Genomic DNA, 26,808 nt, shown 5'->3' with positions numbered 1-26,808 from the left:
CTTACTCCTCGACTGCTGCTGCGGCGGGGGCGTCGGCGTCTTCACGCGGACGGCGCGGACCACGGTCGCCACGGAAACCGTCGCGGTCGCCACGGCCTTCGCGGTCACCGCGGAAGCCACCCTCGCGGGGGCCACGGTCGTCGCGCTCGCGGTCGCGATCGGCCTTGCGCATCATCGCCGAGGGGCCTTCCTCGTGCTCGTCGACGCGCACAGTCAGATAACGGATGACGTCTTCGTTGATCCGCTCTTGGCGCTCGATTTCGGCCACCACCGCGGCGGGGCCGTCGATGTTCAGCAGCACGAAATGAGCCTTGCGATTCTTGTTCATGCGGTAGGTCAGGGAGCGCAGACCCCACGACTCGGTCTTGGTGACCTTGCCGCCGAGACCTTCGATCACGCCGGTGATCTGGGTGGTGAGCTCTTCAACCTGCTGGGCGCTGGCATCCTGGCGCGCCAAAAAGACATGCTCATAAAGAGGCATGGTTGTCCTTTCTCGTGTTAGCGCAGAACCGGCGGCAAGCCCTTCGAACCCTTCGGAAAGGACTCGACTGCTCAGAAGGCGGAAGCACGGGACGACGAGCCGACTGGCTCTGCCGCATCACAATCGCCCGAGGGTGAAAATGGTGCAGCCGTCCGTTCAGCTCCCGGCCGGGATCTGCGGATGCGCGGGTTATAGGGGGTTTTGGCGAATTGGCAAGTGGTGGACGCACAGGCATTGGACGCGGGTGATCGCGGCCGATCAGATATGATAGCCGGGTTCCGTCATCCGCTCGGCGCGGCGGGCCATTCTGGCGTCGGCGTCGGGCTCGGGGACTAGGTCCACGGTCTCGATTGCCCGGGAGCCGTGAGCGACATGGATGCCTTTGCCGCGCCGCTTGGCAGCGTACATGGCGCTGTCGGCCGCGCTCAATAATTCATCGGCGCTGTCGCCGTCCTGCGGGAAGCTGGCGCTGCCAACGCTGATCCCGATATCGAGGGGCGTGCCGAGGCCGAGGTCGTACGGTTCCGAGACGCGCCTGATGATGCGGCTGGCAATTTCCTCGGCTTCAGCGGTCGTGATGTCGGGAATCAGCATCACAAATTCGTCGCCGCCGACCCGGAAGATCACCTCTTCGCCGCCAACAGCATCTCGCAGCCGGTCGGCAACGGCAACCAGAGCGGCATCGCCTGCCGAATGGCCAAGCCTGTCATTGATCGTCTTGAAGCCATCCAGGTCGAGGCCGAACACCGTGAACGGCTGGCGGCCGGTTTGCGATGTTGCCACGTTGCTGCTCAGCAATTGAGCGAGACGTGCGCGCTTCATGACGCGGTTGGGCAGGCCCGTGAGAGAGTCATAGCTCGCCAGCCGGAGATTTTTGCTTTCGGAGAGAACCAGTTCGAGAAGGATCTGGTAGTTCTCCAGGAGGACCACGACGACCCCAATTCCATAGATCGGAAACAGGAAGGCCATGACGTTGATGTGCGGAATCGGCGAGCCGATCGTGGCCAGGGAGAACGGCAAGACCAAAATGCCAATCTGGGCGATTCCGAAATGCGGCGTGCCCGCGCTGCGCGAGGAGATCCCACCTGTCAGCCCGGCGATCACCATGCCGGCCAGCAAGGTCAATGTCGGATCGCCCGACAACACGCACAGCACGCAACCGATCGAATAGGTCGTCGATCGGGTCAAATCGAGAATCATCGTCGCGGCCGCATTGCCCTTGCGACCCGATGCCGTCGCCCTTTGCAGGGCGACCACGGTAGCGAACCTGGCAGCGCTCAGCGCGATTTCGGTGCCCAGCCAAGCATAGGCCCAAACCGCGCCTGAGAGATGAGCGGTGATGCCGACGGTCAGGATGGTTCCCACCATCGCGATCACAAGCGTCCGTAACTTGGTCTGGCCCTGCAGGACCAATTTCCTGACGATCGACGCTGGCTGCGGCTGCGGGCCACTGGTCAACCAGTCGGTCAAGCGCTCCGAAAAATGCCGCGGCTTTGCTGCCGGTGCGGAATGCTGCTGGTCGCTGGTCGTGTTCGATAGGGTCATCAGGACGCCAATTGACTGATGTCCTGCATTAGCGCGTGCGAAGGTTGAATCCGTTTTAAGACCAATTCGCGATTGCGGGTCAGGGTGAATTTTCTCTGGCCGCCAGGCGGCTGACTGCCTGTCCAGTGTCCGCGGCCCGCCAATTGTGGTCGCGGCCGCGCGCATCGCCGATCGCCCGGATTTGCCGGCGTCGTCGTCCGGCTTCCGTCCAGCTTGACATTGCCGGGCTGGGCGGTGTCTTTCGGCGCACTTTGGTGACATTCAGGGGCGCAGATGACCGCAGCATTCACCTTTCCGGGGCAGGGGTCTCAGGCCGTGGGCATGGGCAAGGCGCTCGCCGAAGCCTTTCCGGCGGCACGGGCGGTGTTCGACGAAGTGGACGCTGCGCTCGGCGAAAAGCTCACCTCGATCATTTGGGAAGGTCCCGCCGAAACGCTGCAGCTCACCGAGAATGCGCAGCCGGCGCTGATGGCGGTGTCGCTGGCGACGATGCGCGTGCTCGAGGCCGAGGCCGGCGTATCGGTCGCGCGTGACGCCGCCTTCGTCGCCGGTCATTCGCTCGGCGAATATTCCGCGCTGGCGGCGGCGGGCAGCCTGAGCGTCAGCGACACCGCCCGGCTGTTGCGGATCCGCGGTCAGGCGATGCAGAAGGCGGTTCCGGTCGGCATCGGCGCGATGGCCGCACTGCTCGGGCTCGATTATGAGACCGCCGTTTCGGTCGCGGCCGAGGCGGCGCAGGGCGAGGTCTGCCAGGCTGCGAACGACAATGGCGGCGGGCAGGTCGTGGTTTCCGGCCACAAGAACGCGGTGGAGCGTGCGGTCGAGATTGCCAAGGGCAAAGGCGCCAAGCGCGCGATGCTGCTGCCGGTGTCCGCTCCCTTTCATTGTTCATTGATGCAGCCGGCCGCCGAGGCGATGGCCGAGGCGCTCGCGGGGGTCACCATCAAGGCGCCCGCAGCGCCGCTGGTCGCCAACGTTCTGGCGTCGCCGATCACCGATCCCGATGAGATTCGGCGCCGGCTGGTCGAGCAGGTCACCGGCACCGTGCGGTGGCGCGAGTCGGTTGCCTTCATGGCGTCGCAGGGTGTCACCCGCTTTCTGGAGATCGGCGCCGGCAAGGTGCTGAGCGGTCTGGTGAAGCGCATCGCCGATGGCGCGACTGGTATTTCCGTAAGTGGCCCCAACGACATCGCGTCGGCGAAAGACGCGCTGGCGGCGGGCCGGTCGGCTTAAGCCGGCACAAGGAGGCGAGATGTTCGATCTGACAGGCAGAACCGCGCTGGTCACCGGCGCAACCGGCGGCATCGGCGGCGCGATCGCGCAAGCGCTGCACGGCCAGGGCGCCACCGTCGGCATTTCCGGCACGCGCCGGGAGGCGTTGGAGGCGCTGGCTGGCAAGCTCGGCGAGCGTGTCCATGTGTTGCCGTGCAATCTGTCGGATGCCGCCGAGGTCGAGGCGCTGGTCCCGGCTGCCGTCGAGGCGATGGGCGGGCTCGATATCCTCGTATGTAACGCAGGTATCACCCGCGACAATCTGTTTGTGCAGTTGCGCGACGAGGACTGGGACGAGGTGATCAAAGTCAACCTCACCGCGACCTTCCGGCTGACACGCGCCGCCACCAAGCTGATGATGCGCAAGAAGTTCGGTCGCATCATCGCGATCACTTCGGTGGTCGGCGTCACCGGCAATCCGGGGCAGGGCAACTACACGGCGTCGAAGGCCGGCCTGATCGGCATGATCAAGACGCTCGGGGCCGAATATGCCAAACGCAACGTCACGGCGAACTGCATCGCGCCGGGCTTCATCGCCACGCCGATGACCGACGTTCTCAACGACAAACAGCGCGAAGCGATTCTCGGCAAAGTGCCGGCCGGCCGGCTCGGCACCCCCGAGGACATCGCCGCTGCGGCGGTTTATCTCAGTTCGAACGAGGCCGCCTACGTCACCGGACAGACCATTCACGTCAACGGCGGGATGGCGATGATCTGAGGGCGATCTGCGAGGCTGTGGCGGCGCGTGCGATCCTGCTCCCGTCGCCCCGGCCTTGTGGTCAATGCATCGGAAGTATGATAACCGAAGCACCGGCGGACAGGCAAAAGAAGGCCATTGCAGGATGTCCAAACCCTGTATATTGCCGATGGGGAGCCTGACGCCTAGTGGTCGGCTTCGACCCGGGGACGGGGGCAAAATCAACACACTTCGCGATGCGACGGGAACTTAGCGAGTTGACGCACCACGATGGCTCGTATCGTCTGTCGGTCGGGTCGAAACGGAACAGCACGGGGTTAAATAGATGAGTGAGATTGGCGAGCGGGTTAAGAAGATCGTGGTCGAGCACCTTGGTGTCGAGCCCGAGAAAGTGGTCGAGAGCGCCAGCTTCATCGACGATCTCGGCGCGGACAGCCTCGATACCGTCGAACTCGTGATGGCCTTCGAAGAAGAGTTCGGCTGCGAAATTCCGGACGATGCCGCCGAGACGATTCTCACCGTCGGCGACGCCACCAAGTTTCTTGAAAAGAACGCCAAGAGCTGACGCTCCGCGTGATGCAACGGAAGCCGGACGGGCCGCATCACCGCGGTCCACCGGCTTCTTGTTTTGCGTCGCGCATTTGATTCCGGAGTGATGGAGATGAGACGGGTTGTCGTCACGGGCCTTGGCATGGTGTCGCCGCTGGGCTGCGGCGTCGAGCCAACCTGGAGGCGCGTGCTGGCCGGCGAGAGCGGCGCGCGCAAGATCGACACGTTCGACGTCTCCGACATCGCCAGCCAGATCGCCTGCGTTATTCCGCGTGGCGACGGCACCAACGGCACGTTCAATCCTGATCAGTGGATGGAGCCGAAAGACCAGCGCAAGGTCGACGACTTCATCGTCTACGCGATGGCGGCTGCTCGCCAGGCGCTCGATGATGCCGGCTGGCATCCGTCGACCGAGGAAGAGCGCTGCGCTTCCGGCGTACTGATCGGTTCCGGCATCGGCGGCCTGCAGGGTATCGCCGAGACTGCGCTGCTGCTCGAGCAACGCGGACCGCGCCGGATTTCTCCATTCTTCATTCCCGGTCGCCTGATCAACCTCGCGTCCGGCTACGTTTCGATCGAGTTCGGCCTCAAGGGCCCGAACCATTCGGTCGTCACCGCGTGCTCGACCGGTGCGCATGCGATCGGTGATGCGTCGCGGTTGATCGCTCTCGGCGATGCCGACGTGATGGTCGCCGGCGGCACCGAATCTCCGATCAGCCGTCTGGCGATGGCCGGGTTCGCGGCGGCCCGCGCATTGTCCACCGGCTTCAACGACGCGCCGACCAAGGCCTCACGACCCTACGACAAGGATCGCGACGGCTTCGTGATGGGCGAGGGTGCCGGCGTCGTCGTTCTCGAAGAGTACGAGCACGCCAAGGCGCGCGGCGCGAAGATCTATGCCGAAGTGATCGGCTACGGCCTGTCGGGCGATGCCTATCACATCACGGCGCCGAGCTCGGATGGTGATGGTGCGTTCCGTTGCATGAGCGCCGCGATCAAGCGGGGCGGCATCGCGGTGTCGGACATCGACTACATCAACGCGCACGGCACCTCGACGCCGCTCGGCGACGAGATCGAACTCGGCGCGGCGCAACGTCTTCTCGGCAATGCCGCGTCGCGGGTGTCGATGTCTTCCACCAAATCCTCCGTCGGCCATCTGCTCGGTGCCGCCGGCGCCGTCGAGGCGGTCTTCAGCGTGCTGGCGATTCGCGACAACGTCGCGCCGCCGACGATCAATCTCGACAACCCGTCGGTCGAGACCGCGATCGACCTGGTGCCGTGGAAACCGCGGTCCCGCGAAATCAACGTTGCGTTGTCGAACTCTTTCGGGTTCGGTGGCACCAACGCGTCGCTGCTGTTGCAGCGCGTGCCGAACTAGACGCGGCGCGTCTCGTCATCCACCGTTTCGCCGCAATCGCTGCTAAACGCTACGTGGTCCGTCAGTTTCGGAGTATGATCGGTTGCTGCCCTCATCGGCCTGGATAGACTCCAGACCGGACATTGCATCGACGTCGTGATCCCGAATGTCGCCGGCGCAGATTGCGCGGGCCCCAATGCGAGCCGACAGGATTCAGGTTGCACCGATGAGTGACAGGCCGCCGATTTCCCCGAGAAGCCCACGCGCGGCACTCGAACCGGAACAGCTTCCGCCGCCGCCGAAGCGGTCGGACCACGCGCGCAATCCGCTGGTGATCGTCGGTAATGCGATCATTACGTTCATCGTGGTGGTGATGATCGGTGCCGGCGGCTTGTACGTCTACGGCAAGAACAAGCTCGAAGCGCCGGGCCCGCTCGCCCAGGACAAGACGGTCAACATTCCGCAGCGCGCCGGTCTCGACGACATCGCGCAGATACTCAAACGCGAAGGCGTGATCGAGGACGGCTGGCTGGTTTTCGCCGGTGGTGTGATGGCGCTCAGGGCGCGCACCGAGCTCAAGCCCGGCGAGTATCTGTTTCAGAAGAACGCCAGCCTCCGCGACGTGATCGGCACCATCGTCGAAGGCAAAGTGGTGCAGCACGCGATCACGATTCCGGAAGGGCTGACCTCGGAACAGATCGTCGAGCGGCTGTCCGACAATCCGATCCTGACCGGGAGTATTCGCGAAATTCCGCGTGAAGGAACATTGCTGCCCGAGACCTACAAGTTTCCACGGGGTACGCCTCGCGAGCAGGTGTTGCATCGCTTGCAGAGCGCGCAGAAGCGTGTCCTCGCGGAGATCTGGGAGCGCCGCAATCCCGACCTGCCGATCAAGACCCCGGAGCAGTTAGTCACGCTGGCCTCGCTGGTCGAGAAGGAAACCGGCAAGTCGGAAGAGCGGACTCGTGTCGCGGCCGTGTTCGTCAATCGGCTACAGAAGAAGATGCGGCTGCAGTCCGATCCGACCATCATCTATGGGCTGGTCGGGGGCAAGGGTACGCTCGGCCGTCCAATCAAGCGCAGTGAAATCACTCAGCCTTCGCCTTACAACACCTATGTGATCGACGGGCTTCCCCCTGGACCGATCGCCAATCCAGGACGGGCCTCGCTGGAAGCTGCGGCCAATCCGGCGCGCACCCGCGATCTGTATTTCGTCGCCGATGGCAGCGGCGGCCACGCGTTCAGCGACAATTACGAGCAGCACCAGAAAAACGTGGCCAAGTTGCGCGCGCAAGAGAAGCAGACCCAGAACGATACTGCCGAACCCGCGGAGGAGGCAGCTCCGAACGCGTCTGCGGCCGAGAACGAGCCTGCGGCCACAGCGGCGACTGCTGGTGCGCCGAAGGGGAAGGCCGGGGCGCAGAAGCGTCGCCCGCGCCATGCTGCGCCTGAGGCGACCACCGAGTAAGTTACACGCGGACGAAGGTTCACACAGCGGCGGCGTTTGCGCTAAGTTCCGCAGACCCTTTCGAGACGATTCTCAACCCTCAAATCCGGAGACAGTGACGCCATGTCGTTATCGAGCATGACCGGATTTGCACGCAGCCACGGCGCCAGCGGCCCCTACGTGTTCGAGTGGGAGTTGAAATCGGTGAACGCCAAGGGCTTCGATTTTCGGATGCGGCTGCCGACCGGGTGGGACGACATCGAGCCGACCGTCCGCAAGCGCGCCGCGGAGGCGCTGTCTCGCGGGACGGTGTACGCCAATCTCACCGTGAAACGAGCCAACGCTGCGTCGACCATTCAGATCAATCAAGACGTGCTGACTTCGGTTCTGAGAGTTGCCAGTGAGATCGCCGGCAAGGTCGACGCAGTCGCGCCGAGCATCGACGGTTTGCTCGGCATCAAGGGCGTCATCGAGGTCGTCGAACCGGAGGCTGATGAAGCAGAGGACAAGGCCGCACGCGCTGCTGTCGAGGCCGCCTTCGCCGAAGCGCTGAACAGTCTCGTCGAGATGCGCAGGCGCGAGGGCGAGAGCCTTGCGACGATATTGGCCCAGCGTCTGCAAGAACTCGAAGGCCTTGCCAAGCAGGCCGAGGCCGCGCCGGGACGCAAGCCGGAAGCGATCAAGGCGAGGCTTGCCGAGCAGATCGCAGCACTGCTCGACACCTCGGATCGCTTCGATGTGGATCGGCTTCATCAGGAAGCGATCATGATGGCGACCAAGGCCGACATCCGCGAGGAGCTCGATCGGATTGCCTCACACATCGCGCAAAGCCGAGAGATGCTGGCCAAGGGCGGCGCAGTCGGCCGTCGGCTCGATTTTCTCGCCCAGGAGTTCAACCGGGAGGTCAACACCTGTTGTTCCAAGTCGATTGATCTGGAGCTCACCAATGCGGGATTGGCGATGAAGAACGTTGTCGAGCAGTTCCGCGAGCAGGTTCAGAATCTGGAGTGACCATGAGCGACGGAGCGGCGGTCGGGCACAATGGTGTCGAGCGGCGCGGCGTGATGTTCGTCCTGTCGTCGCCATCGGGCGCCGGCAAGACAACATTGTCGCGGATGCTGGTGAAGGAAGCGGCCGGCCTGCAGATGTCGGTCTCCGCGACGACGCGGCCGATGCGCCCGGGGGAGGTGGATGGGCGCGATTACTTCTTCGTCGATCGTCCGAAATTCGACGCAATGGTCGCCGCGGGAGAGTTCCTCGAATGGGCAAACGTCTTCGACAATTGCTATGGCACGCCGCGCGCGCCGGTCGAGGCGGCGCTCGCCGCGGGGCGTGACGTTCTGTTCGACATCGACTGGCAGGGCACCCAGCAACTGCGCAGCCATGCGCCCAACGATGTCGTTAGCGTGTTCGTGCTGCCGCCCTCGGTGCAGGCGCTCGAGCATCGCCTGCACACGCGCGCGCAGGACAGCCACGAGGTCATCCAGGGCCGAATGAAGAAGGCCGGCGACGAGATGAGCCACTACGACGCTTACGATTACATCGTCGTCAATGACAACGTCGGTATCGCATTCGAGTCCGTGAAGGCGATCCTGCGTGCCGAGCAGCTCAAGCGCGAGCGTCAGATCGGAATCGACGCTTTCGTTCGCGATATGCGCCAGCAGCTCGAGGGCTGACGCCTCAGGCCGCGGAGCGCTTCTGCGCGAGCGCCAACAATTGCTCGATCTCGTCGGCTACCGGTGCCGGTTCGCGGGCTTTCTCGCTGGCGCCGTTTGCCTGAAGCTCGTCGCGTGCTGGCCGACGCGCCGGCATGTCGTCCGTGCGAATGCTGTCGTTTGCGACATGGCGCTCGCGGGCAGCCTTGATCCAGGCCGGCGGATCGGTCTCCTCTTCCCACCTCGCGGTCGGGCGTTGCTCCGACTCTGTCGCCGCCGCGGCGACGGACGCATCGAGATCGATCGGGCTCGATCGGAAGTCGTCAGCATACATGTCGTGCCCGATCTGCTCGGTACGGCCCGCCCAGAGATCGGGGCGCTCGGTAGGATCGCGGCGGACGATCGGTTCGGTGCGGCCGAATTTGACAAGTGCCGCGACGATGCCGCCGGCAACGGCCAGAGCCGCCAGAAGCGCACCGATCAGGGTGGCGATCGTGCTTGCACTCATCGATGTGTCGGCTGAAGCGGCCGGCGTCGATTTGGCTGCCACCTTCGCCGCCCTACGCAGCTTGTCGGCTGCTTCGGCGGAGGCAGGCGGGGTCGCGGCAGTGGCCGGCTCCGACCATCGTTCGTTCATCGTGGTCGGCGGCGCCACCGGTGCAGATTGCGGGGCGGGCGCCGCGACTTGCTGAGTAGCCTCGGCGGGATTCGCGATCACCGGATCTGGAAACGGCGAGTTTGCCGCGGCAGGAGCCGGATTGCGCTGTTGTGATGGCGCTGCGTATTCCGCGCGGGCGTCGGCGACCGAAGAGCGCAGCGGCGCAGCGGTCGATTGCGCGGACGCTGCAGCAGTCGCGGGCTTGGACGAGGACGGAGTGGTTGCGACTTCGGTTGCGGTGTCGTCGCTACCGTCCGCCGCATTGGAGTCCGCTGGAACGGCCGCTACCGGTGCCGCGTCCGCTTTGCGCAAGTACCAGCATTTGCGATTGTTGGCATGGTCGGTTCGGTAGAACCAATGACTGCCGGCCGGCGTCGGTGCGTTCGGAGCCGAGAGGCAGGTGTCCGCATGTGCCGGGGTCGACACCGTTGCAGCGACCGCTAGGCTTGCGATAACACCCGCGCCCGCAACGGACAGCAACTTCGCGGATCGGTTGTGCATGGCTTTCCCCAATTCGACACGGACAACGAACGTCTATTGGTCCGTGTTTTCCGCGAGAAATGGGGTCGCAATATGCCGATAATTCGGTGAGGGTGAGACAATCCGGATCTCGGCATTGCGGGGGTGGAACCCGCAATGCCTGGAGACGGCGGCGATTAGTTCGTCAGCATGATGCGGCCAACGACCTTGCCGGCGCGGAGCTGATCGATCCAGGTTTGCACGTCCTGCATCGGCTCCTCTTTCATCGGCGTCGCCTTCACCTTGCCGGCGCGCGCCAGAGCCATCAGCTCCTTGGTTTCTTCAAGCGTGCCGGTCATGAAACCTTCGACGGTCATGCGCTTGTAGATCCACTGGACCATGGGCAGGCTGAACTGACCGCCCATCAGACCGGACACGACGATCTTTCCCCCGCGGGCCACTGCGCTCACCGCGAAGTTCATCGACTTGTCGTTGCCGGCGAAATCCACCACGCCGTCGAAGCCGCCGTCAGTTTCCTTGAAGATGCGCTTGGCAATATCGGGCTCGGACGGATCATAGGCAACCGCTGCACCGTTCTTCAGCGCCGCGTCCCGCGCCCCCGGGCTGAGATCCGCAACCGCGATCGGCTGTTTGAACATCGCCTGCGCAAGTGAGAGACCCATCATGCCGACGCCGCCCAACCCGATCAGCAGCAGATTGCGCTGACGAGGCCGGTCCACCAGACGCTTCAAGGCGCCGTAGGCGGTGATGCCAGAGCACATCAACGTCGCAGCGACGTTGGTCGGCAGCGGATCGTAGTCGAGCAGATACTTGGCGTCCGGCACCAGTACATGCGTCGCGAAGCCGCCATCGATCGACACGCCGAGAAAGCGGTTCTTGGCGCACAGGTTCTCGTCGCCGGCGAGGCAGTCGCGGCACTTGCCGCAGCCGATCCAGGGAAACACCGCCTTCTTGGTGCCGATCAGATCCTGCGGCGCGTCGGGGCCGACTTCGGCAACGACGCCGGCGATCTCGTGGCCGAGCGTGAACGGCAATGTCATGCCGCGCGTGGTGTCGAGCTTCTTGCCGCCGCCGAGATCGGCGTAGCCGTCCTGAATGTGCAGGTCGGAGTGGCACAGGCCGCAGCGCTCGATCTTCACCAGCACTTCGCGCCCCTGCGGCTTCGGCGCATCGATGATGGTCTCACACAGCGGGGCGTCGAATTTCACCAGAGATTGGCGACGCATTTGCGTCATGTCGGGTCTCTCCCTTTCAGGCTTGTGTTCTTATCGCGCGACTATTGGCCAATTCATTCGCCATGGCAACAAAACCGGACACCGGCACGGTTTCGGCACGCCGCGCCGGATCTATCCCGGCGGCAGCGGTGAGCTGCGCCGGATCGACGCCGAGCGATTTCAGACTCTGCCGCAGCATCTTGCGGCGTTGGCCGAAAGCTGCGGCTGAAACTTGTTCGAGCGCTGCGCGATCGCAAGGCTCCGGGTGCGCGCGGGGCACCAGGCGCACGACCGACGAAGTCACTTTGGGCGGCGGCACGAAGGCGGACGGCGAAATATCGAACAGCATCTGCGTTTCGGCACGCCAGTTCGCCAGCACTGCGAGCCGGCCATAGGCTTCGTCGTCCTGATGAGCAACGATGCGCTGCGCGACCTCGCGCTGAAACATCAGCACCATCATCTCGTACCATGGCGGCCACGGCTCGGTGCACAGCCAGCCGATCAGCAGCGGCGTGGCGATATTGTAGGGCAGGTTGGCGACGATCCGTGCGCGTTCGCCGTTCAGCAGCGGGCGGGGATCGAATTCCATGGCGTCGCCACTGACGATCTCCAGCCGGCCCGGATAATGCGCAGCGATTTCCTCGAGTGCGCCGAGAGCGCGTTCGTCGCGCTCGATTGCGATCACGCGCTTGGCGCCGGTCGCCAGCAGGGCGCGGGTCAGGCCGCCTGGACCGGGACCGATCTCGACCACGGTGACACCGTCGAGTGGGCCGGCCGCGCGCGCGATCCGTGCGGTGAGATTGAGATCGAGCAGGAAGTTCTGGCCGAGCGACCTTCGTGCCGCGAGATCGTGTCGCCGGATCACCTCGCGCAGCGGTGGCAGATCGTCGATCGCGCTCATGTGGATTTGGCCGATGCCATTCGAGCGGCGAGCTTCAGGGCGGCGATCAGGCTGGACGGATTGGCTCGTCCGCTACCCGCAATGTCGAACGCTGTACCGTGGTCCGGCGAGGTGCGGACAAAGGGGAGGCCGAGCGTGACGTTGACGCCTTCGTCGAAGGCGATTGTCTTGATCGGGATCAGCGCCTGATCGTGATACATGCAGATCGCGCAGTCGTAAGTGTTCCTGGCGGCAGCGTGAAACATCGTATCGGCTGGTAACGGTCCGCGCGCATCGATCCCTTCGGCGCGCAGAATCTCGACGGCCGGCGCAACCACCGTTCGATCCTCCTGTCCCAACGCGCCGTCTTCGCCCGCATGCGGGTTCAGGCCGGCTAGCGCCAGCCGAGGCCGCGCGAGGCCCAATCGGTTGCGCATGTCCTCGACCACGATCCGTGCCGTCGAAACGATCAGCTTGGTTGTGAGCTGGCTGATCGCATCGCGGAGCGAAACGTGGATCGTCACCGGCACGACGGCGAGGGAAGGGCACCACAACATCATCACCGGCTGCGGAACGATGCCGTCGCGCTTGGCAAGCTCGGCCAGAAATTCGGTGTGACCGGGATGGTGGAAACCGGCCTGGTACAGCACGCTCTTGGCGATCGGGTTCGTGACGAGTGCTGCCGCGCGGCCTTCGCTCACATCGGCAACGGCCTGTTCGATCGAACCGATCGCCGCTGCCGCGCTGGAGGCGTCCGGCTTGCCGGGAGCGGCCGTCGCCTTCAGTCCGGTCGAGACCACCGGCAGGACGTCTGCGAAGGCAGATGCGGCATCTTCTGCTCGAACCTCGGCAATGGGGATACTGAGGCCGAGTACTGTAGCGCGGCGGGCGAGACTGCCAGCGTCCCCCATGACGTAAAACGGGGGGATGCCGTGTTGCGTCCTCTGGAGCCAAGTCGTCAGCGTGATATCGGGGCCGATTCCCGCAGGCTCACCGAGCGTCAGCACCAGTGGTTTTGCCATTTCGGTCCACATTTGGTCCGCGGTCCGCGCCGCTGACGCTGCAGGCTGCGAAGGAGAGACGCCTCGGCGATCAGCGATATTCGATCATCGCAGACTTGCGGACTTCCTGCAGATATTCCTTCGACTTCGCCGTGAACTTCTCGCCGAACATCTTGTCCCGAATCTCGCGTTTCCGAGGGGTGTCGGCGGTTGATTCCTTGCGTCCGCACAGCGCCACCATCTCGATTCCTTGCTTGGTCACTTCAGGAGCGGTGAGGTGGCCGACCGGGGTCTTGTCGAGGATGTCGCGCAGTGCCTGAGGAAGGTCTGCGGAGGTCTTGATGACGGTTCCGCGGATCGCCGCATTCGGCAGCGCTTTGAACAAGCGATCGGCCTCCGCGCACGTCGACACTCGACTGCGAAGCTGCTCCGCTTCCTTGCGGCGAGCATCGATCGAGCCGGAGCCGCGCGACACGATCATCACGATCGGGCGGAGCTGGTATTCGTAGCTTTCGACCGCCTTGGAGGCGTCATTGCCCTTGAGCTGCGACTGAATCTCGCGCTCGCTGACCTGCAGGCTGTCCTTGAAGCGTCCGCGCACCAAACTGCCCCAGACCATCTCGGCCTTGATGCGCGACTTCAAGGTGTCGGGCCGAATGCCTTGAGATGCCAGCATTTTGGTCATTTGCGCGGGCGTCATCCGCATCCGCGAGGCCATCGTTGCGAAAGACGAGTCGATGTCGGAATCGGTTGGATTGACGCCGTACTTCTTGCCTTCCTTGATCTTGACCTTCTCGTCGATCAGATCGTCCAGCACCTGTTGCCGGGTATCGTTCTTGTGAGACAGTCGGTTCAGCTTCGAGCGCTGCTCGATGTCGAAATTGGTGATCGGCTCTCCATTCACCATGACGATCACCGACTGGGCCCGGGCCGCAATCGTTCCAAGACCCGGAATTGCCACCGCGCAGCACAGCGCCAAGCCGAGGATGCGAAGAGAGAGCTTTCTCGTCATAGGTCGCGTTTGCCTCACAGCCAAAAGGGATGTTGGGTCGCCGCGAGCCGGAAACGGTTCAGGCCCGCGCAGCGCGCTATTGGCTGAACACGCCGCTCGATGCCCCAGACACGCTCTGCTGCATCGATGTCATGCCAATCGTCCTCAGCCCGAGCTGCAGCATCACGGAGTGGGTGAGCGTCGGCGTCGTTCCGTAGTTGGCGTACGAATAACCGGTCACGTAGTTCACAGCCAGGACGAAGCAGTCGTCCACGTAACCCGCGCCGACGATATATTGATTGATCTTGTTGGCCTCAAGGTCCCAGCGGGCTCCGCCGGAGACCACCCAATTCGAGGCGACTTTGAAAGTGCCGGTTCCGAGAATGCCCTGACGTCGCGTTAGAAATCCAAGATCCGGCTGCGCAGCATAGTTGCCGTAGATCATGCTGACTGACCAGCGATTGAAGCTGGCGCTGGCCTCGGCCTCGAACCGCTCGACGTTGAATGTCGCTTCGTTGAAACGGGCGCGGGTGGTGAATTTGTAGGTCGAGTTCGGCGAGTACGACACCCGGCCGACATAGTCGGACTTCGGCTTGGCCAGACCAGAGTCGAGACCGGTGTTGGTGACGTCGGTGACAGCGAACGAATTCAGGCCGAACAACTGATAGGACTGGCCGAACAACACGTTGATCGAACCGCCCTGATCGAACTGAGTCGTCGCCTGAATGCCGACATTGGCGCGGCCGCCACCTTCGACGCGGTCGTAACCGGAGAACTTGTCGACGCTGAACAGATTGCTGGTGTCGAACACCATGGTCTGCGCGTCTTCGTTCGGCAGCTTGCCGGCGTAGGATTCGTTGGGGCGGATGATGACCTGCGCGATCGGCTCGATCGTGGTGGTGCCCCACGGCTGCACGTTGATGAACGGATAGCGATATTCCAGGCCGACGGTCGGCATCAGACGTATCGTCTGGGTATCGCCAGGTGTCAGATAGTTCGACACGCCTGGCTGGTTGGAGATCGATGCGTCGATCGCGTCGGCGCGTAGCGATGCGAACGGCGTCCAGATCTGGCCGTAGGGGTCGGTGAACGAGCGCCGCCAATCGGCTTGCGCCGTCAGGCGGGTGTAAGTGCCGGGAACGCCGCGCAGAAGGCAGGGGAGGCGGGCAGCAGGATCTGCGGACATCGTTGCTGCGACAGAACTAATCGAGCAAAGACCGGCATTGCTCGCTGCCGTCGTCAAGGCGTCGAATTGCGCGGTCTGCCGGCTCAGGCTGGTCAGGTTTGTCTTGAAGCTGAATTCGCCGCCGAAGATGTTCTGATCGAGCGTCTTCGAATAGTCGAGCACCGGGTGCACGACCGGGATCTGGCCTTGGATATCCGCCGACGCCCAGCCGAGATAATAGATCGCTCGAATGTCGAAATACGACCGGTTGCCGACGCCGGTCAGATAGATCTGCGACGTCGCCTCGGTCGATTGATTGAGGAACGTGCCCCAGCTATCGCGATACTGCGCCAGCCGATAGTCGAGGAAGAACGCGCGATCGGACATCAGCACGCCTTCCCAGCCCCACACCCACTTGTCGTTGAGGGCGAATTGACCCTGGGTGTCGACGGCGCCGCGAAGGTCGCGGTTGCCGGGGGCACTGCCGAAAGCGGCCGGATCGGACTGGTTGATTCCGTAGGCACGGATTTGATAGGCGCCGTCCAGCAATCGTTGCCGGAACTCGCCCTGCATCAACACGCCTTGCTTGGTGGTGATGCGCGGCGTGAGCGTCAAATCGTAGTCGGGCGCCAGCGCCCAGTAGAACGGAATTTCGAAGCCGGAGCCGAACGTGGAGTTGCTGGTATAGAACGGCATCAGGAAGCCGGTCTTGCGCGTCACCGTCGGATCGGGTGTCGACAGATACGGAAGATACGCCAGCGGGACGCCGAAGAATTCGACTCGGGCATCCTCGAAATACAGCATCTTGTCGGTCTGGTCGTGGATGATCCGGGCGCCTTTGACCTGCCACAGTGGTGGCTTCTTCGGATCGTCCTTGCAGGGCGCGCAGGCGGTGTACACGCCGTTCTGAAACACGTTGTAGTTGCCGCCGGTGCGGTCCGCGCGCGAAGCGGCGATTCGGGTGTCCTGCGCAGTGTCGACGCGCAGCGAGTCGACGAATCCGTCGCGATAATCGTCCGACAGATCAAGGAAGTTGGCGTAAGTGATCTTGCCGTCCGCATCGGTCATGCGGACGTTGCCCTCGGCGCGTAACCGCTTGGTGTCCTGATCGTAGACGAGTCGATCGGCCTCGACGGTCGTGCCGTTGTAATACATCTGCACGTTGCCGACCGCGGCGACGCGCTTGTTGTTGTAGTCGTAATTGACCTCGGTGGCCTGAACCAGCATCTGGCCGTTATTGGCCGCAGGCGGCGGCTTCGGCCGAGGAGGGCGCGGATTATAGCTGTAGCCCTGGGCTGACGCAGAATCGATCGCGACCGCCTGCATCCCGCCTGCGAGCGCAAGCACGGCGAACGGCGTCAGCAATACGGCCGTAACCACACGCTCGCGGCGCAGTTTGGTGCGCCGACGCTTGGTCAACAGCTTTCCACGGAGGGCGGCCATCGCAGCCACTATCCGTCCTCCTGATAGAGCAGGGCCAAAAATCCAGCGAGACCGCCCACACACACAGGCAACCACGCCGCAGCAAGCGGATGCATAAGTTCAGCCTTGCTCAAGTCCTCAGTCACTTTCGACAGGATATAGAGCAGAAAGCCTGCCGCCACGCCACTCAAAACCATCTTTTGCACGCCGCCGAAACGGAAGAATCGCAAGCTGACAGAAGCAGCTAGCATGACCATTGCGGCCAACAAAAACGGCTTTGCCAGCAGCTTGTGATACTGCAGGCGGTAGCCCGCCGTTGCGAATCCGGAGTTCTCCGAGGATTTGATGTATGACGGAAGTTGCCAAAAAGACACACTTTCTGGGGTGGCAAAGCTGTTCCGGACCTGGGCCAAGGTCAGAGTCGTGGGAAGCTGGAGGGTGTCCTGATCCACCGGCACGCTATCCAGCGTATAGCGGCGTACATTCTTCAGCAGCCAATGGCCGGGCTCCAGCACGGCCTCGCGCGCTTCGATTCGGTCCTTGAACTGGAAATCGGGCTCGAAGCGAAACACCGTGATGCCGGTCAGGACTGCGCCTTGCTGCTGGCTCCGCGCGGCATTGATGATCGCCTGTCCGTCCGCATTGACCTGATTCATCCAGAAACCGTTGGCGTCCTGCAACCCACCGGTGTTCTCGCCGAACATTTCGGCTTCCATCTGTTTGGCGCGCTCCTGCATGTGCGCAGACAGCGGATTGAACACCGCGGTGGCGAAAATCCCGATCGCAATGGCGCTCCATAAAGCGGGGGAGATGAACTCCCAGGCCGACAGGCCTGCGGCCCGTGCCACGACCAGTTCGAGGCTGCGCGACAGCGCCAGATAGCAGGTCATGCCGCCGATCAGGATGCAGAACGGCAGCAGCCGCTCCAGCAGTTGTGGCACCCGGCAGAACGAGGCCTGCGCGACGTAGAACGCCGACACCGCAAGCCCGCCGGCGCGGCGCAGCAGGTCGATATAGTCGACGAACACCAGCAGCACGAACAGCCCGAAGAAGACGCCGAGCGAAGCGATCACGAAACGGCGGGCGAAATAGCGTCCGAGCGTGTTGACGACCATCATGCGCTCCGCATCAGGCCGCCGCCGGGCGCCGGATCAACCGGACCAGCGAGGCGTTGAAACTATTCAGCGCCTCGGTCAGTCGCGCCGGCGGTTCGATCACGACGTTCCGCTTGATCAGCCACAGGCAAGCCGCGATCGCGACCGCCAACAACAGATATTGCAGCCCCGCGACGTAGGGCGTCTTGTTGGCAATCACCGACAACGCAAACCCCGCCAGCCGCACCAGGAAGGCGACCAGCACCGCACCGACCATCGAGAAGGTCCGACTCTGCCGCGTCGTCCGAGCCAGACCGAGGAACGCGAACGCTACGGTTGCGAAGAAGAAGGGATAGATCGGGGCGAGCAGCCGGTCGTGCATCTCCGATCGGAACTCGGTCGGCAGCCGGGCCAGCAGCGGATCGTTGGCGGGCGGCCAAAGCAGCTCCCATAGATAACGCTCGCGGATGCCGTAGGAGACGTCCCGGGCGCGGGAGAATTTCGACATGTCGAATGCATAACGGCTGAAGGCCACCAGCGCCGGCTCCTGCTTGCCGGTCTGGAATCGCTCGAGATGGCCGTCCTCCAGGACCAGGAACGAGCCTTTCTCGTTTTTCAATACGGTGCCGTGATCGGCGATGATGCTGACACGCTCGTTCGGGTCTCGGGCGTCGTCGATGAAGACGCCGACCAGGATTCCTCCAGGCTGTCTCTCGCGCACCCGGATCGTCAGGCCGGGTTCGAGCTGCGCGAAGCGACCGGGTTGCAGCACATTGGCGAGCACGTCGGCGGTGATCTCGCTGTCCCAGCGCGCAATCCGGCGCAGACCATCCGGAGCGATATAGGCGCCGATCACGATCACCAGAGCGGCCACCACCAGAGTCGCGTAGAAGAACGGCCGGAACAGCCGGATAGGCGACAGTCCGGCGGCGTTCATCACGATGATTTCCGAATCGGTGGCCAGCCGGTTCAGCGTGTGGGCGACTGCGATCATTAAGGCGATCGGCGCGATCACGAGCACCAGCACCGGGACGGCGAGGCCGGTCAGGCCCAGGAACGTGACGATGGTCTGGCCCTGGCTGGTCATCAAATCGATGCCGCGCAGCGCCTGGGTGATCCAGATCACGCCGGTCAGGCTACCCATCACCACCGCAAACGACGTCAGCGTCGTGCGGAAGATATAGCTGTCGATGGAGCCCATCGCTTAGTACGATCCCCTCGGATCCGGATCTAACGGCCGCCCGGATTCATGATGAATCCTCCCCAGGGCGGAAAGCCCGGCCTTGTCCCAGGTTGCCATTACCATCTGTCTGATCTGTCAACAAAATGGCCGGGCCGCGGCGCATTGGGGATATGGTTAATCGTGCGCGACCGTCGCCGGAAGGACACAGGTGCGGCTGGGGTGGCTGAGGAGCCGCGGCTACCGTTCGTGGGCTCTCTCATGGCGCTCTTCTATCTGTCTCGAGGGCTTCAGCGCATTCCACTTTCCCGTGACAAGAGCAAGGCTTCAGATGTTGTCTTGACTTGACGCCTCAACGCTCCAAAACAACCACTTTGGACCCGCGCCTGCCGGGATCATGTGTCGCCGACAGCCTGCTTGAGGAGGAATGCCAATGTCCGACGCCGTCAAGGTCGGTTTCGTCCCGTTTTCTGCGCCCGCGCGCGGCACTCTGATCGTGTTCTGCGACGACGCTCTGAAGTTCGGTACGGCGGCGACCAAGGCCTTGGGCGTGGCGGTCGCCACCGTCAAGCGCGCCGTCGCAACCAGCCAGTTCAAGGGCAAGTCCGGTTCGGCATTGGACCTGCTCGCGCCGGAGGGGTTGAAGGTCGGGCGATTGATTGTGATCGGCGCCGGCAAGGTCGCATCGATCAAGGACTATGACCTGCTGAAGCTCGGCGGCGCGGTCGCCGGCAAGATCGGCGCTGCCGATACGGCCGTGACGGTGATCGCGGACCTTCCCGGCGCTGCGATGCAGCCGGAGCAGGTCGCCGCGATCGCGTCCGGCATCCGGCTGCGGGCGTACAAGTTCGATCGCTACAAGACCAAGAAGAAGGACGACGATGCCGGTGCGGTGAACGCCAGCGTGTCGATCGCGGTGGCGGATCCGGCTGCGGCGAAGAAGGCCTTCACGCCCGGCAGCCACGTCGTCGATGGCGTCATCCTGGCTCGCGAACTCGTCAACGAGCCGCCGAACGTGCTGTATCCGGAAGAGTTCGCCAAGCGCGCCGCGCAGCTCAAAAAGCTCGGCGTCGAGGTGCAGATCCTGGACGTCAAGGCGATGACCCAGCTCAAGATGGGCGCGCTGCTCGGCGTCTCGCAAGGATCGGCCCATCCCGGTCGCACTGTGATCATGCGCTGGAACGGCGGCAAGAAGAGCGAACAGCCGCTCGCCTTCGTCGGCAAGGGCGTCTGCTTCGACACCGGCGGCATTTCGATCAAGCCGTCGGCCAGCATGGAAGACATGAAGGGTGACATGGGCGGCGCCGCCTGCGTCGTCGGCCTGATGCACGCGCTGGCCGCCCGCAAGGCCAAGGTCAATGTCGTCGGTGCGATCGGCCTCGTCGAGAACATGCCGGACGGCAACGCCCAGCGCCCCGGCGACATCGTCACCTCGATGTCGGGGCAGACCATCGAGATCATCAACACCGACGCCGAAGGCCGTTTGGTGCTGGCCGACGTGCTTTGGTACGTGGCGCAGAAGCACAAGCCGAAATTCATGGTGGATCTGGCGACGCTGACCGGCGCCATCATGGTTGCGCTCGGCACCGACTACGCAGGCCTGTTCTCCAACAATGATCAGCTTGCGGAGCACCTCACCGCGGTCGGCCAGTCGACCGGCGAGAAGGTGTGGCGCATGCCGCTCGGACCGGAATACGACAAGCAGATCGACTCCCAGTTCGCCGACATGAAGAACACCGGGTCGCGCAATGGCGGCTCGATCACTGCGGCGCAATTCCTGCAGCGATTCGTCGATGGGACGCCGTGGGCGCATCTCGATATCGCCGGCACTGCGATGGGAGCGCCGAAGAACGACATCAATCAGAGCTGGGGCTCGGGCTACGGCGTGCGGCTGCTCAACCAGCTCGTGGCGGAGTATTACGAATCCAAGAAGTAATCGCACCGCGATGACCGAAGTGCTGTTCTACCACCTGCAAGGCAGGACCATCGAACAGGTGCTGCCGCCGCTGCTTGAGAAATCGCTCGCGCGCGGCTGGCGGGTGGTGGTGCAGTCGACCTCGGAGGAAAGGGCCGATGCGCTCGATTCTCACTTGTGGACCTATCGTGAGGATTCGTTTCTGCCGCACGCCACTTGGCGTGTGGCGGATGCGGCGCAACAGCCGATCCTGCTGATTGCGGGCGAGGGGAGACCGAACGAAGCCAATGTTCGGTTCCTGGTCGACAACGCTGCGCTTCCGGCGGATTCGGAGAGCTACGAGAGAATTGTCCTGCTGTTCAACGGCGAGGACGACGAAGCGGTGGCGTTGGCCCGCGGCGCCTGGAAACAGTGCAAGGCGCGCGCTTTCGAGGTCACTTATTGGCAGGCCGACGACTCCGGCCGGTGGCAGCGGCGAGACTAAGAGGTGTGGATGGCGCCACCACTTTCCAGAGGATACGGGAGGCGGTCACGGTGGCGCCGTAAATCGATGATTGGACAAGTGCTTAAGATGTCTGTTGGGGCGCGTTCGACCGTGTATCAGAAGTTTTCCGTCCGGCCATTGTTCGTTGCGCTCGCGGTTGCGACGCCCTTTCTCGCGGGCTGCTCCGGCACGCCTGAATTCCTCTCGCGCGACGCCGAGTGGTTTTCACGGCCGGGCCGAGTGTTCATCAAGAACATCTCGATCGAGACTCCGCCGCTCACGCCGGATAAGCCGATCACCCCAGATGACCTCATCAGCGCCGACGGCCGCTGCTCGGGTATGGCGCCCCCTCCGGGTGACCCCAATGCACCGCCTGATGGTCAGGTCGCGCCTCTTTCGCAAGGCGGAACCGTCGCCCTCGGCCACACCGAGTGCGACGTCGCGCGCGGGATCGGGGCGCCGGATCACGTCAGCCTCTCGAACAATGAGCGTGGCGATCGTTCGGCGGTTCTGACCTATAACCGCGGACCACGTCCCGGTATCTACACCTTCACCGCAGGTCGTCTGACCTCGATCGAGCGTGTCCAAGAGGCCGCCCCGGAGCGCAGGCCGACCCGCGCCAAGCGGCGCGGGCATTCTGGGTAGTCGCGCTCAACTCTGCGCGGCGTCCTGCGCCGCGCTCGCTTCCAGCCATTTCTCTTCTGCGGCCTGCAGCGCGGCCTGCGCATTGGCACGCGCGGTGCCGAGCTGGGCAGCTTGCTTCGGATCGCGGGTGAACAAGTCGGGAATCGCCAACGCGGCATCGATCTTCTCGATGATCGCATTGATGCGGTCGATTTCGGCTTCCGCATCGGCGATCTGCTGCTTCAGCGACACCGTCTTCTTCGACCGCGGTGCCGACCCCTTCGCGGCGCCTTCATCGGGCTTGCGCTCCTTGGCTTCCGAAGGAGCACTCCGCGCGCCGCGGGACGACAGCACGGCACGCCGATACTCGTCGAGGTCGCCCTCGAATGATTTGACCTTGTGATCAGCTACGACCCACAGCCGATCGGCGCAGGCCTCGATCAGATAGCGGTCGTGCGACACCATGATCACGGCGCCGGGGAAGTCGTTGATCGCTTCCGCCAGTGCCGCGCGGCTGTCGATGTCGAGGTGGTTGGTCGGCTCGTCGAGGATGATCATGTTCGGGCCGAAGAAGGTCGCCAGCCCGAGCAGCAGCCGTGCTTTTTCACCGCCGGACAGGCTCTTGACCAAGGTATCGGCCGCCTTGCCTGAGAAGCCCATGGCACCGGCGCGCGCCCGGATCTTGCTCTCGGGCGCATCCGGCATCAGCTTGCGAACGTGATCGTAAGTCGATCCGTCTTCGTTCAGTTCGTCGAGCTGGTGCTGTGCGAAATATGCAATCGACAACTTGTCCGCGCGCGTCATCGATCCCGAGAACGGCGCCAGCCGGTTCGCCAGCAGCTTCACCAGAGTCGACTTGCCGTTGCCGTTGGCTCCGAGCAGCGCGATGCGGTCGTCCGGATCGATCCGCAGCGTGACGTGCCGCAGCACCGGGTGTTTCGGGTCGTAGCCGACCGCGACGTTGTCGACCGCAATGATCGGCGGCGACAGGGTCTTGTCGGGCGGCGGGAAGTTGATAGCCGGCGTGTCGTCCGCCACCAGCGGCGCTGTCGGCTTCATCTTCTCCAGCATCTTGACGCGCGATTGCGCCTGCCTTGCCTTGGTCGCCTTGGCCTTGAAGCGATCGACGAAGTCCTGAAGATGCTTGCGCCGCGCTTCGTCACGCTTGGCGTTCTTTGCGTCCAGCGCGAGCTTGTTGGCCCGGAAGTCCGCATAGGCCGAGTAGCTGCCGCGGAAGTGAACCAGCCGGCCGCGATCCAGATGCAGGATCTCGTTGACCGAGGTGTCGAGCAGATCGCGATCGTGGCTGATCACGATGACCGTGCGCGGATAGTTGGCGAGATGGTCCTCGAGCCACATCGTGCCTTCGAGGTCGAGGTAGTTGGTTGGCTCGTCGAGCAGGAGAAGGTCTGGTGCGGCGAACAGCGTCGCCGCCAGCGCCACCCGCATCCGCCAGCCGCCGGAAAATTCCGAACAGGAGCGGGCCTGGTCCGCCGCAGAGAAGCCAAGGCCGCTGAGAATGGCACTCGCGCGCGCCGGGGCGGAATGAGCGTCGATGTCGACCAGCCGGGTTTGAATGTCGGCGATGCGGTGTGGGTCCTGAGCGGTCTCGGCCTCGTGCAGCAGCGCCGCCCGTTCGACATCGGCGGCCAGGACGACATCCAGCAGTGCTTCGGGGCCGTTCGGCGCTTCCTGGGCGAGGCTGCCGATCCGCCAGCGCGGCGGCAGCGTGATCCGTCCGGTCTCAGTTGCGAGCTCGCCGCGGATGGCGCGAAACAGGGTGGATTTACCGGCCCCATTGCGGCCGATGAACCCGACGCGGGCGCCGGGGGCGATCTGGACCGAACTCTGGTCGATCAACAGTCGTCCGGCGAGCCGGATCGAAATGTCGGTAAGCGTGAGCATGGCGCGTTTTGGCCGGGTCGGGCCGCAAACGCAACCGGATCGAGCAGGCGGTGCCCGATGAATCGCGCCCGCAGCTTGCCGGAGCGCGGCGGCGTGGATATAAGCCCGGCAACTTCCTCCCGCCCTTAGCTTTCAAGGACATTCCATGGCGATCGAACGGACTTTCTCGATTCTCAAGCCCGATGCGACCGAGCGCAACATCACCGGCGCGATCAACGCGCTGATCGAAAAGGCCGGTCTGCGGATCGTGGCTCAGAAGCGCATCCGCATGACCCGCGACCAGGCCGAGACCTTCTATGCGGTTCACAAGGAACGCCCGTTCTTCGGCGAACTCGTCGACTTCATGATCTCCGGCCCGGTGGTGGTTCAGGTGCTCGAAGGCGAGGGCGCGATCGCCAAGTACCGCGACGTGATGGGCGCCACCGATCCGTCGAAGGCGGCTGACGGCACCATCCGCAAGCTGCACGCCAAGTCGATCGGCGAGAACTCGGTGCACGGTTCGGACGCGGCGGAAACCGCCAAGGTCGAAATTGCCCAGTTCTTCTCCGGCAACGAAATCGTCGGCTAAGCATGACCGCGTCGGAGGTCCCCGGCCGCTGATCATCGGCGACCGCGGGACCCCGGCGACATCGGGGAAAGATCGTGGACTGGGTGCTACACGTCTTCGACCCCGCGACTTTCTGGTCGGTCGTCGCGCAATTCAAGAGCGGCGTTCAGCAGCCCGAATTCTGGATCTCCGTCGGCAAGATCATCTGGATCAACGTGCTGTTGTCGGGCGACAACGCGCTGGTGATCGCGCTCGCATGCCGCGGGCTCAAGCCGCATCACCGATTGTGGGGCATGGTGCTCGGCGCCGGCGCCGCTGTCTTGCTACGGATTGTCTTCACCGGCATCGTCGCCACGCTGATGGAGTGGCCGTACCTCAAGCTGGTCGGCGGACTGGCGCTGCTGGTGATCGCCGCCAAACTGCTCGTTCCTGAAACCGAAGACGACGACAGCGTCGAGGCCGCGTCACATCTTTTGCGCGCGGTCCAGATCGTCGTGGTCGCCGACATCATCATGAGCCTCGACAACGTCATCGCGGTCGCGGCTGCCGCGGACGGGCGCGTTCCGCTGCTGATCCTCGGCCTTGCGATCAGCGTTCCGCTGATCGTGGCGGGCGCGGCGCTGATCCTGATGGTGTTGGAAAAGCTACCGCTCCTGGTCTGGGCCGGCGCTGCGTTGCTCGGCTGGATCGCGGGGCAGGTGATCGCCACGGATCCAGCGGCGTTGCCGCTGGTCCATCAGCTCGACGCGCCGATCGGCAGTCAGCTCGATACGCTGTTCGGCTCGATGGGGATGTCCCTCGATCTGTCCAGTAACGACAACATCGGCGAGTATCTGTTCGCGATCGTTGGTGCGATCTTGGTGCTGGTCGCGGGAGCGATTTGGCGGAGGCAGGTCTCCGAAGGGCGGCCTGCGACGTGAGCTTCCGCGAGTAGGCGCCGGGAGCAGCGGGCCGCGACGGTCGCGGGCTCGCTGTCCCGAAGGGATGATGCTGTTCGTCAGGCCGTCCCGGCGATCATGCCGTGACCTGCATCGTGATGATGTCCGTCGCCGTCAGTGACGATGGAGCGATCATACGCATCGCGCACGACGTGGTAGCAGTCGCAGGTGCGATTTTCGAGCGCCGGACGATCGACGATACGCACCGCGCCGCGGCGTTTTTCCACCACGCCGTCGGCCTCGAGCTGCAACAGCGCGTTGGTGATGCTGGCGCGGCGAACGCCCATGCTGGCCGCGAGCAGCTCGTGCGTGATGTACAACACGTCGCTCTGGATGCGGTCGTTCGCCAACAACAGCCAGCGTGCCAGCCGCTGATTGATTTCATGCTTGGCTGCGCACAGCACGCTTTGGGTGTTCTGAGCGATCAACGCCGGCACGTAGCGAAGCATCTCTTCGCGAATCTGCGGGCGATCCGCGATCACCCGTGCCAGATCATCGGCTTCGATCCGGAGCGCGGTGCCCGGCATGCACACCACCGATCGCTGAGACGACACCTCCGCGCCCAGTACGAGCGGAACGCCGACATAGCCGAAATAGCCGACCATGGCCGTTTCGACGAAGTCGGTACGAGTTCCGGAAAGATGCGACACAAGGCCATCTTCGATGAAGTGCACGCACTCGACGCGCCGATTGGCTTCCTGCAGCACGGCACGGCCGCGGAACTCGACAGGCCGCAGCAGCGGCTTGAGCGCTTCGAGATCGTCGGGCGCGAGTTGGGCCAGAACCCGGTTTCGCACCGGAGATGAGCTTGCTTGCAGATCGTTCGCCAAAATCGAAACGGCTCCTTGGTGATTGTTGGTTCTGCCTTGGAACCGGCGATGCCGATTCAGACGGTAGCTTACCGAAGTGCGACCGAGGTGACCACGGTCCAAAGTGTCCTAAATTGTCGCATCCTTGCCGCAACTGTGGCGACCTTCGGCGCTGCAGCAATATTGGACGCTCGCATTTGCGCAAACTGAGAGCACCGCAATGCCGAATACGGCGGCGCAGCTTGCTGTCAGGGCGGAAATAGCAAGACGTGCTGCAAGCACGAGCGGTTGCTGCATTCGAACTGATCAGCAGCCTCAACTACCACGCGGTGGTCGGGCAGGAGCGGGAGGCTTGCTATACCAGAAAAATCGTGTTGCAATTAATGCGCAATCGGATCTGGCCCTTCGGCTTCATGTTTTGCGACTGGGAAATCGACAACAAGGCATTGGGTTCGCCGCTTGTGGCGTGACACGTTGAGAACGTGCCACGTCTTTTTT

26 protein-coding genes are annotated in these 26,808 nt (G+C 63.6%); 14 read left to right on the top strand and 12 right to left on the bottom strand.

Going from position 1 to position 26,808, the window contains the following annotated elements:
• Window position 1 precedes the first annotated feature (1 nt).
• Together rpsF and M9H71_RS09810 are read right to left on the bottom strand one after the other, a co-directional pair.
• Window positions 2-481 carry a 30S ribosomal protein S6 gene (gene rpsF / locus M9H71_RS09815; RefSeq protein ID WP_455404846.1) on the bottom strand — a complete coding sequence of 160 codons (480 nt, stop codon included), beginning with the start codon at window positions 479-481 and terminating at the stop codon, window positions 2-4.
• 258 nt (window positions 482-739) lie between these two features.
• Complete coding sequence (locus M9H71_RS09810) at window positions 740-2,026, bottom strand: diguanylate cyclase domain-containing protein (RefSeq protein WP_455404845.1); 1,287 nt, start codon at window positions 2,024-2,026, stop codon at window positions 740-742.
• A 273-nt stretch (window positions 2,027-2,299) separates the two neighbouring features.
• Between M9H71_RS09810 and fabD the strand changes: the two genes are divergently transcribed.
• The 7 genes from fabD to gmk all read left to right on the top strand — a co-directional run bounded on the left by fabD (window position 2,300) and on the right by gmk (window position 9,024).
• Complete coding sequence (gene fabD, locus M9H71_RS09805) at window positions 2,300-3,259, top strand: ACP S-malonyltransferase (RefSeq protein WP_455404844.1); 960 nt, start codon at window positions 2,300-2,302, stop codon at window positions 3,257-3,259.
• Window positions 3,260-3,278: 19 nt separating this feature from the next.
• Window positions 3,279-4,016, top strand: coding sequence for a 3-oxoacyl-[acyl-carrier-protein] reductase (gene fabG, locus M9H71_RS09800; RefSeq protein WP_455404843.1), 738 nt, complete (start codon window positions 3,279-3,281; stop codon window positions 4,014-4,016).
• 304 nt (window positions 4,017-4,320) lie between these two features.
• On the top strand, window positions 4,321-4,560 hold the full coding sequence (locus tag M9H71_RS09795; RefSeq protein WP_009799564.1) for an acyl carrier protein: 240 nt from the start codon (window positions 4,321-4,323) through the stop codon (window positions 4,558-4,560).
• A gap of 96 nt (window positions 4,561-4,656) precedes the next feature.
• Complete coding sequence (fabF, locus tag M9H71_RS09790; RefSeq protein WP_455404842.1) at window positions 4,657-5,922, top strand: beta-ketoacyl-ACP synthase II; 1,266 nt, start codon at window positions 4,657-4,659, stop codon at window positions 5,920-5,922.
• Window positions 5,923-6,127: 205 nt separating this feature from the next.
• Complete coding sequence (mltG, locus tag M9H71_RS09785) at window positions 6,128-7,369, top strand: endolytic transglycosylase MltG (protein ID WP_455404841.1); 1,242 nt, start codon at window positions 6,128-6,130, stop codon at window positions 7,367-7,369.
• 102 nt (window positions 7,370-7,471) lie between these two features.
• Window positions 7,472-8,359: a YicC/YloC family endoribonuclease gene (locus tag M9H71_RS09780; RefSeq protein ID WP_455404840.1), complete on the top strand. Its 888-nt coding sequence runs from the start codon at window positions 7,472-7,474 to the stop codon at window positions 8,357-8,359.
• A 2-nt stretch (window positions 8,360-8,361) separates the two neighbouring features.
• Complete coding sequence (gmk, locus tag M9H71_RS09775) at window positions 8,362-9,024, top strand: guanylate kinase (RefSeq protein ID WP_164602162.1); 663 nt, start codon at window positions 8,362-8,364, stop codon at window positions 9,022-9,024.
• Between the two features lie 4 nt (window positions 9,025-9,028).
• Here the strand turns inward: gmk and M9H71_RS09770 are convergent, their stop codons facing one another.
• The gene (locus M9H71_RS09770; RefSeq protein ID WP_455404839.1) at window positions 9,029-9,511 is read right to left on the bottom strand and encodes a hypothetical protein; all 483 of its coding nucleotides are present in this window, start codon (window positions 9,509-9,511) and stop codon (window positions 9,029-9,031) included.
• Here M9H71_RS09770 and M9H71_RS09765 point away from each other — a divergent pair.
• Entirely contained in the window at window positions 9,498-9,695 is a 198-nt protein-coding gene (locus M9H71_RS09765) for a hypothetical protein (RefSeq protein WP_455404838.1), read from the top strand. The two genes, M9H71_RS09770 and M9H71_RS09765, sit on opposite strands and share 14 nt — an antisense overlap.
• A gap of 622 nt (window positions 9,696-10,317) precedes the next feature.
• Here M9H71_RS09765 and M9H71_RS09760 read toward each other — a convergent pair.
• The 7 genes from M9H71_RS09760 to lptF form a co-directional block, all read right to left on the bottom strand.
• Entirely contained in the window at window positions 10,318-11,376 is a 1,059-nt protein-coding gene (locus M9H71_RS09760; protein ID WP_455404837.1) for an alcohol dehydrogenase, read from the bottom strand.
• A gap of 16 nt (window positions 11,377-11,392) precedes the next feature.
• Complete coding sequence (rsmA, locus tag M9H71_RS09755; protein WP_455404836.1) at window positions 11,393-12,256, bottom strand: 16S rRNA (adenine(1518)-N(6)/adenine(1519)-N(6))-dimethyltransferase RsmA; 864 nt, start codon at window positions 12,254-12,256, stop codon at window positions 11,393-11,395.
• Window positions 12,253-13,269 carry a 4-hydroxythreonine-4-phosphate dehydrogenase PdxA gene (pdxA, locus tag M9H71_RS09750; protein WP_455404835.1) on the bottom strand — a complete coding sequence of 339 codons (1,017 nt, stop codon included), beginning with the start codon at window positions 13,267-13,269 and terminating at the stop codon, window positions 12,253-12,255. The genes rsmA and pdxA overlap by 4 nt, the downstream gene beginning before the upstream one ends.
• Window positions 13,270-13,327: 58 nt before the next feature.
• The gene (locus M9H71_RS09745) at window positions 13,328-14,248 is read right to left on the bottom strand and encodes a SurA N-terminal domain-containing protein (protein WP_455404834.1); all 921 of its coding nucleotides are present in this window, start codon (window positions 14,246-14,248) and stop codon (window positions 13,328-13,330) included.
• A gap of 76 nt (window positions 14,249-14,324) precedes the next feature.
• On the bottom strand, window positions 14,325-16,835 hold the full coding sequence (locus M9H71_RS09740) for an LPS-assembly protein LptD (RefSeq protein ID WP_455404833.1): 2,511 nt from the start codon (window positions 16,833-16,835) through the stop codon (window positions 14,325-14,327).
• 8 nt (window positions 16,836-16,843) lie between these two features.
• Complete coding sequence (gene lptG, locus M9H71_RS09735) at window positions 16,844-17,929, bottom strand: LPS export ABC transporter permease LptG (RefSeq protein WP_455404832.1); 1,086 nt, start codon at window positions 17,927-17,929, stop codon at window positions 16,844-16,846.
• A gap of 13 nt (window positions 17,930-17,942) precedes the next feature.
• Window positions 17,943-19,109 carry an LPS export ABC transporter permease LptF gene (gene lptF, locus M9H71_RS09730; protein WP_455404831.1) on the bottom strand — a complete coding sequence of 389 codons (1,167 nt, stop codon included), beginning with the start codon at window positions 19,107-19,109 and terminating at the stop codon, window positions 17,943-17,945.
• 412 nt (window positions 19,110-19,521) lie between these two features.
• On the opposite strand from lptF, the gene M9H71_RS09725 reads away from it, so the two are divergent.
• The 3 genes from M9H71_RS09725 (at window position 19,522) to M9H71_RS09715 (ending at window position 22,132) form a co-directional block, all read left to right on the top strand.
• Window positions 19,522-21,024: a leucyl aminopeptidase gene (locus M9H71_RS09725; RefSeq protein ID WP_455404830.1), complete on the top strand. Its 1,503-nt coding sequence runs from the start codon at window positions 19,522-19,524 to the stop codon at window positions 21,022-21,024.
• Between the two features lie 10 nt (window positions 21,025-21,034).
• Window positions 21,035-21,487 (top strand): DNA polymerase III subunit chi, encoded by a 453-nt coding sequence (locus M9H71_RS09720; protein WP_455404829.1) that lies wholly within the window; start codon window positions 21,035-21,037, stop codon window positions 21,485-21,487.
• A gap of 111 nt (window positions 21,488-21,598) precedes the next feature.
• Window positions 21,599-22,132 carry a hypothetical protein gene (locus tag M9H71_RS09715; protein WP_455404828.1) on the top strand — a complete coding sequence of 178 codons (534 nt, stop codon included), beginning with the start codon at window positions 21,599-21,601 and terminating at the stop codon, window positions 22,130-22,132.
• 6 nt (window positions 22,133-22,138) lie between these two features.
• Here the strand turns inward: M9H71_RS09715 and M9H71_RS09710 are convergent, their stop codons facing one another.
• Window positions 22,139-24,016 (bottom strand): ABC-F family ATP-binding cassette domain-containing protein, encoded by a 1,878-nt coding sequence (locus M9H71_RS09710; RefSeq protein WP_455404827.1) that lies wholly within the window; start codon window positions 24,014-24,016, stop codon window positions 22,139-22,141.
• 145 nt (window positions 24,017-24,161) lie between these two features.
• Here M9H71_RS09710 and ndk point away from each other — a divergent pair, with 145 nt between their 5' ends.
• Both ndk and M9H71_RS09700 read left to right on the top strand, forming a co-directional pair.
• The gene (ndk, locus tag M9H71_RS09705; RefSeq protein ID WP_455404826.1) at window positions 24,162-24,584 is read left to right on the top strand and encodes a nucleoside-diphosphate kinase; all 423 of its coding nucleotides are present in this window, start codon (window positions 24,162-24,164) and stop codon (window positions 24,582-24,584) included.
• A gap of 74 nt (window positions 24,585-24,658) precedes the next feature.
• Window positions 24,659-25,483 carry a TerC family protein gene (locus M9H71_RS09700; RefSeq protein WP_455404825.1) on the top strand — a complete coding sequence of 275 codons (825 nt, stop codon included), beginning with the start codon at window positions 24,659-24,661 and terminating at the stop codon, window positions 25,481-25,483.
• A gap of 77 nt (window positions 25,484-25,560) precedes the next feature.
• Here M9H71_RS09700 and M9H71_RS09695 read toward each other — a convergent pair whose 3' ends face one another.
• Window positions 25,561-26,331, bottom strand: coding sequence for a Crp/Fnr family transcriptional regulator (locus M9H71_RS09695; protein ID WP_455404824.1), 771 nt, complete (start codon window positions 26,329-26,331; stop codon window positions 25,561-25,563).
• 248 nt (window positions 26,332-26,579) lie between these two features.
• Here M9H71_RS09695 and M9H71_RS09690 point away from each other — a divergent pair, with 248 nt between their 5' ends.
• Window positions 26,580-26,780 (top strand): hypothetical protein, encoded by a 201-nt coding sequence (locus tag M9H71_RS09690; RefSeq protein ID WP_455404823.1) that lies wholly within the window; start codon window positions 26,580-26,582, stop codon window positions 26,778-26,780.
• Window positions 26,781-26,808 lie beyond the last annotated feature (28 nt).

The sequence above is a fragment of the Rhodopseudomonas parapalustris genome (assembly GCF_053772255.1).
The sequence above is the reverse complement of the archived record's forward strand: the minus strand, read 5'-3'. Positions and strand labels throughout refer to the sequence as shown.